The 6,807-nt window shown below is 42.4% G+C and carries 4 protein-coding genes; 2 read left to right on the forward strand and 2 right to left on the reverse strand.

Annotation, left to right across the window (positions count from 1 at the left end; translation table 11 throughout):
- Nucleotides 1–81 precede the first annotated feature (81 nt).
- Nucleotides 82–834, forward strand: coding sequence for an ISAs1 family transposase (locus F6J99_RS39315; RefSeq protein ID WP_365975158.1), 753 nt, complete (start codon nt 82–84; stop codon nt 832–834).
- A 588-nt stretch (nt 835–1,422) separates the two neighbouring features.
- On the opposite strand, the gene F6J99_RS39320 is transcribed toward F6J99_RS39315, so the two are convergent.
- A complete protein-coding gene (locus tag F6J99_RS39320; RefSeq protein ID WP_293121527.1) occupies nt 1,423–1,554 on the reverse strand; it encodes a hypothetical protein in 132 nt (43 codons plus the stop codon).
- A gap of 38 nt (nt 1,555–1,592) precedes the next feature.
- Nucleotides 1,593–4,433: a CHAT domain-containing tetratricopeptide repeat protein gene (locus F6J99_RS39325; RefSeq protein WP_293121529.1), complete on the reverse strand. Its 2,841-nt coding sequence runs from the start codon at nt 4,431–4,433 to the stop codon at nt 1,593–1,595.
- A 741-nt stretch (nt 4,434–5,174) separates the two neighbouring features.
- Here F6J99_RS39325 and F6J99_RS39330 point away from each other — a divergent pair.
- Complete coding sequence (locus F6J99_RS39330) at nt 5,175–6,674, forward strand: hypothetical protein (RefSeq protein ID WP_293121531.1); 1,500 nt, start codon at nt 5,175–5,177, stop codon at nt 6,672–6,674.
- Nucleotides 6,675–6,807 lie beyond the last annotated feature (133 nt).

Genomic DNA, 6,807 nt, shown 5'->3' on the forward strand with positions numbered 1-6,807 from the left:
ACCTCATGAGTCCTAGAAACGCTAGATCAGAATTAATTTTGACAATTTTTGACAATTACGGATAAAATCCAATGACAAATTATGTATATTGCGATTTTAGCAGTTCTCAGTGGAGCTGAGGGATGGGTAGCAATTGAAACTTATGGAAAAGCTAAATATGAATGGTTAAAAGAATTTTTAGAGTTACCCAATGGTATTCCTTCTCACGACACATTTAGTCGTGTATTTGCCCGAATAAATCCGGAGGAGTTTCAAAATGGTTTCTTAAGTTGGGTAAATTCAATTACACAAAAGTTGGGAGTAGAAGTTATTGCCATAGATGGAAAAACTTTGAAACAATCTTACGACCGAAGTCAAGGACAAAAAGCGTTACATATAGTCAGTGCATGGTCATCATCTCATCAATTAGTCTTAGGACAAAAAAAAGTTCAAAATAAATCCAATGAAATCACGGCGATACCAGCCTTAATCGAAATGCTAGAAATTGAGGGCAGCATCATTACTATTGATGCTATGGGATGTCAAAAAGCTATCACCTCACTGATTATTAAGAAAAAAGCCGATTATCTGATCGGGCTAAAAGCTAATCAAAAATGCCTTTATGAAGAAGTAAAAGATTGGTTTGAGTCAGGAAATTATCAAGACTTAAATCCAAGAGAGTATAGCTACGATAAACAAGTAGAAAGTGGTCATCATAGAATTGATAAAAGAGAAGTGTGGGTTGTACCTGTATCAAAGCTGCCCTGTCTTCATAATCAATCACTATGGACAGGTTTAAAAACAATTGTGATGGTAAAAAGCGATGCAGCGCGGTCTTGGGGGTTCCCCCCATGAGCGACTGCATCAAGACAGTGAACGAAGGTTATGGAATAAAACTACAACACAAGTACGTTTTTATATAAGTAGTTTATCAATTAATTCTCAAAAAATAGGGACAGCACTTCGTAGTCATTGGGAAATATAAAATAGTTTACATTGGACGTTAGATGTAACTTTTTCAGAAGATAAAAGTCAGATTCGTAAAGATAATGCTCCGGAAAATTTTGCTTTATTACGTCCCTTAGCAATCAATTTGTTGAAGCAGGAAACTAGCTTCAAGGGTAGTATAAAAATGAAACGATATCGAGCGGCAATGGATAATAGTTACTTGACTAAAATTTTAACAAATTCTGTGAATTAACTAATCTTATTTAGAGTTGGCTTCTAGGCTTGAGGGCTGGCACAGAGTTAATACCGTCATTTTAAACTAGAGCACATGAAACAGTGTCTTGATGCAGCGCGGTATTGGGGGAAACCCCCAATACCGCGCTGCATCGCTATCACAGATTAAAAATTTAATAATTTTTACTAAAATAAGTAAAATAGAAGAAGTTTAGTACCTTTTTGTATTGATGCACAGATATCGCGATTTGTCAATTTAATTTAGATGCGTTTACCCTGAACAGGGAATAGGGAACAGGGAATAAAATTTAGATGTACCTGATGCTTACTAGTAAAGACGAATACTTCCCCATCTCCCCATCTCCCCATCTCCCCATCTCCCCATCTCCCCATCTCCCCATCTCCCCATCTCCCCACACTTCCCACCCTCTCTACCTCGCTTCACCTATAACCGTAAAAGCCGCCCAAGCTGAGGGGTCTGGATTACCATCGGGGTCATTGAGCATCGATAACATCGCCTCTCGCATGGCTTTGGCTTTATCCATTTTGTGGGTGTAAATATTAGTGTAAAACTCCCTCATCAACTTGACTGTATCATGATCAGGTATTTTCCATAGGGACACCACCAAACTGGGTACACCGGCGGCAATCAAAGAACGGGATAAACCAATTACTCCTTCCCCTTTTATCTCACCCCTACCGGTATCACAAGCACTCAAGACCACTAACTTTGCTTTCAATAAGGGGGGTTTCCGGTGTTGGTCAGTGATCAGAATTTCACGACTGGTGAGAAAGCCATCATGGTCTGGTTCCTCAGGAGCTAATGCGATCGCACCGGGATAATCAATACTATTGACATCATCCAGTAAACCATGGGTAGCGAAATGGATCACCGAAGCTTTGGCCATTTTGCGCACAATGGTTGGTTCTGTGGCTTCCAAACCAATCATAGCTTTTGTATTCAGCAATTGAGCAATGGTTAATGCTTCGGTTTCTGCACCCTTGAGAGGGGTTAACGGTTTTTGTTCCAGTCCTATTTTAATCGTGGGCATGGTGGGATTCCCCACAATCAACGGTTTTCCCCGGCTGTGTTGGACTCGATGCCAATGTTTACGGGTGAACCACAGGGATTGGATCGAAGGAGCAGTGAGAATGGTATGGTTTTCGATTAGATACTTTCCCTGATCATCTAGCAGAGCAGCAAAGGAAACCAGAAATAGTTCTTGATGGGGGATAAAAATAATACGGTCTGATGCCGTTATTGGTAATACGTCAACAATGGGAGTAATCAGCAGTTGGTAGAGTTGGTGTAGGGGATGTTGTAGTAGATTACTATTGTTAGTATTTAGTGGTGAAGCAGCATTTTGATTAGGTAGTTGCTGAATTGAAGTATTAATGAGCGTACGTCTAGTTTTGGTCAAGCCCCCTAAATCCCCCAACTTTGGGGGACTTTGAGAGTCTTGTTCCCCCCGTCTAGTTTTGGTCAAGCCCCCTAAATCACCCAACTTTGGGGGACTTTGAGAGTTTTGTTCCCCCCGTCTAGTTTTGGTCAAGCCCCCTAAATCCCCCAACTTTGGGGGACTTTGAGAGTTTTGTTCCCCCCGTCTAGTTTTGGTCAAGCCCCCTAAATCCCCCAACTTTGGGGGACTTTGAGAGTCTTGTTCCCCCCAAAATTGGGGGGTTAGGGGGGCGGAATCATACCCATAATCAGCAACGCCCTGATTACCTCTACCTCTGACACCAATCTGCATACGACTGACTTTGACTAGTTCCGCCAGAGTAGTATCTTGGGGTAACGTATTACTACGGAAAGTAATCTCACCAGTAGGAGCAATCACCCAAATATAAATTTGGTCATCAACAATCGAATATTCCACCAAAGTGGCTTGTTGTTGTTGAGCAATTCGTTGAATGTCTTCAAGAGTAGGAGCTTTAGTTTGAGGAGGTTCAGATAACCGTGCCGCTAATAAATCAATCAGAGCGCGGTTGCGACCCTGTTCGGAAATTTCTAAGCCTTGTTTTGGTTTACCTAGAGCAACCAAAACCTGTTGTAAGAGACGATAGGTGCGAGCTTGTGCTTCAAAAATAGAAACCTTCCAATCATCTTGATTACCCAGGTCTTGGCGGATATCTTCCCAAATTTCAATGGCATCAAATAGGTGAGTTTGGGCTTGTTCTAGTTGATTTATTTCTAAGAAAGTAGCACCGAGATTATTCAGGGAGATAGCTTCACCCTTGCGGTGTCCGATTTCCCTCGCAATAGCTATGGATTGTTGGTGGTAATCAATGGCTTTGTTGTACTTTTCCAGATTACCGTATCCAATACCGAGATTCTCTAGGGCGTGAGCTTCACCCTTGCGGTGTCCGATTTCCCTAAAAATCCCTAAGGATTGTCGGTGATAATTAATCGCTTTTTTGTAGTCTCCCAGATTACCGTATGCAATACCCAGATTATCCAGGGAATAAGCTTCACCCCGGCGGTTTTGGATTTCCCTTTTAATAGCTAAGGATTGTAGCTGGTAATCAATCGCTTTTTCGTAGTCTCCCAGATGACGGTATGCATTAGCCAGATTACCCAGGGAGCCAGCTTCACCCTCGCGGTCTTCGATTTCCCTAGCAATAGCGATCGCTTCTAGCTGGTAATAAATCGCTTTTTTGTAGTCTCCCAAACTCTCGTATGCATTACCCAGATTACTCAGGGAGCGAGCTTCACCCTCGCGGTGTTCGATTTCCCTAGCAATAGCTAAGGATTTTTGGTGGTAATAAATCGCTTTTTTGTAGTCTCCCAGATTACCGTATGCAAACCCCAGATTAGTCAGGGAGCGAGCTTCACCCTCGCGGTCTGGAATTTTCCTAGCAATAGCTATCGATGGTAGGTAATAATTAATTGCTTGTTTGTACTCTCCCAGATTAGCGTATGCACGACCCAGATTACCCAGGGAGTGAGCTTCACCCAGGCGGTGTCCGATTTGTTTATAAATCACCAATGCTTGCTGCCAAGACTGTAATGCTTTTCGGAACTCACTGCGACGAATGTGACGAAGTCCTTGCTTAAATAGTTTGTCCGCCTCTGCCTGCTTACTGTCTACTTCAACAAAGGCATCACCAGGGGCTAAACTCCCGTGTTGCTCTAGGCTAACAGTGTTTTGTTCCTGATCCAGTCCTGGCAAACTCAGGAATCTAGCCAGAACAGGGAATTGCCCAGGGGTAAGGCAGAGAGTGAAAAGTCCCAAAAACAAGACCTGCTTAAGTGTAATAGGATGTGGTTTCATGGCCTATTTACCTATATCTGAGACTAGGCAATTATTCGCAAGCGTAGGGTGCGTTAGGGGTGGGCTAACCCGGATTTTCCAACTCTAAGGGTGTAGTTGAAATAGCTCACCCCGTAACGCACCACAGCAGAATTAGGGAACAGCGGATCACCGGAGCAGGGAATAAAATTTAGATGTACCTGACTATACAAGGAAACACTAATACTCCTCAGACCTACTTCCTACCCTTCACTTATACACTGCAAGGCCAGTTTTTTCCACAAAATGCATAGGCTCGCATACTTACCAGATAGGTAAGAATGAGATTTGGTTCCGATACTTTTTAGCTACCAAAATCTAAAAAACGAAGAGCTTGGCTCACTAATGCAAGCTGCCAAAGCAGCCAGGGGGTATCTCCCAAGGCTAAACCCAGACTAAGCCCGGCTTAGCGCATAAATGAAACTCCACTCTGGACAATTAACGTAACCACCAAAACCTTGGTTATCGGCTTTAATTTAAGTTACAAAGTATCTTTAATGGAATTAAATCTATGCTTAAATTCTAACTCATCTTTGTAGATATTGCAATGTTTTTGTAGAAAATAACCAACAGCAGCTAGCCCTTGTTGGGAGAGATTGCTAGGATACATCTCACTTTGCTTTTTGACCCTGTGGTGCGTTACGGGGCCGACTATCCCAACCCTGGCGCTCAAGCCGAAAATTAGGGCAAGTCCGCCCCTAACGCACCCTACGCACTTGCCTCTTGCCTCTTGCCTCTTGCCTCTTAACTACTCCCTATTCCCTCATGAAAACCAGCTTAGCCAAATACTGGACACTCAATTACATTAATCGTTTGGGTCAACATCAAACTAAACCCATAGAAGAGGCTAAGGAATTTATCAGTGCCCAAGCTCTTACCTTATCTACAGATGAAGACACCATAGACCAAGCACTGATTAGCAGACTGTGGCAACGTTATCACACCCAAGACGACGACCTTGAGCTGGCTGAGGTTTGTCTACGTTGTTTAGTTTCTCACCAAATCAAGGAAGTTTGTTATCAGTTAGTAGAGCAATTTGGTCAGCAACATAATTTTACCATCAATGACCTACTGCCATTAGTCCTTGACCGTTATCCTGAGGGCGAGCAAGGGCATAAATTAGGGGGAGATAATTCTATAACTAGCTATACGTTACAAACCTTTGAACCAAATAAAAGTAGCTTATTTTCCTGGACAAAAAGACTGGTTAAAACCCATAGGGAGGTGAAACGATTTTTACTATACTATGGAATTGAGCAGGTAACGGATTGGTTATTACTGAAACAAACTACTCCTGGTAAACTACACCGTATTCTATCGGAGTTTCATCAGCTAACTGCTCAGGAAATTAACCACTATCGTGAGTTATTAGAAAGTTATCAAACGGTTTATGTAAGTCAACTGCAAGCAGAGCGTAATCAAATTAATCAACAACGACAACAACAGGGCTTAGGTAAACTCACAACTCCCTACCCAATTCCTAGGAAAGAACAATTAGAGCTGATCACAACCTTGGGTTCATCCATAGGGAAACTATCTCCAGAAGCAGTACTTACTGATTTACAACGGTTAGCTCAGCTAATTCGAGACTATAAAAAGAATCGTGGCAGGAATGTTACCACTCAAGCGTTAGGAAAATTTGAGCATCAATTAGCAGCTGATGATACCAGTAATAATCAGGAGGAAGACGAGGTATTAGCTGCCTATGACCAATTACTACAGGATTGTTTAACTACTGCTATTCAAGACGTTATACAAAACCGCGTTGCTTATCTAAGTCGTCAACACAAGCCAAGACATCAGCAATTTTTAGAAGCACTGGATTTATTTCACTGTAAGCATGTTACTATGACTAAGATTGCTGCCCAAATCGGCTTAACTGCTCAATATCAAGTCAGTCGCTTGCTAGACCTTAAAGCATTTCGGGCTGATATTGCTAGACGCACTTCCATAAGATTACATCACCAACTCGTGGAGTTAGGCCAAGCCTACGCTTCTGCACAAGATGTCAAGGAATTAGACAAACGAATTAGTCAGTTTGTGGAAGAAGAAATTAACCAGATTATGACTGCAGCTATGAAAGAAACCTTTGTTAAAAACCAATACAAACTCTCTAGTAATTTTTCTCGCACCTTATGTGAATTATTAAAAAAGGGAATCGGTAGTAGGGAATCGGGAATCGGGAATCGGGAGTCGGGAGAAGAAAAAGGGAGCAGGGAGTAGGGAGTAGGGTGTGGGGTGTGGGGTGTGGGGAGTGGGGATTAGGGAGTAGGGAGTAGGCAGTAGGGAGTAGGGAGTAGGGAGAAGAAAGTTAAATGGACGTTATAAGTATGATCAACCCGATCGGATTTATAGC

Origin of the sequence: Moorena sp. SIO4G3, from assembly GCF_010692305.1 — a bacterium.
Taxonomy (GTDB): Bacteria; Cyanobacteriota; Cyanobacteriia; order Cyanobacteriales; family Coleofasciculaceae; genus Moorena; species Moorena producens_A.

Excerpts from the sequence above, each read along its gene's own strand:
- F6J99_RS39315 (WP_365975158.1), top strand. The coding sequence starts at position 82 with ATGTATATTGCGATTTTAGCAGTTCTCAGTGGAGCTGAGGGATGGGTA.
- F6J99_RS39320 (WP_293121527.1), bottom strand. The coding sequence starts at position 1,554 with ATGGGGAGATGGGGAGATGGGGAGATGGGGAGATGGGGAGATGGGGAA.
- F6J99_RS39325 (WP_293121529.1), bottom strand. The coding sequence starts at position 4,433 with ATGAAACCACATCCTATTACACTTAAGCAGGTCTTGTTTTTGGGACTT.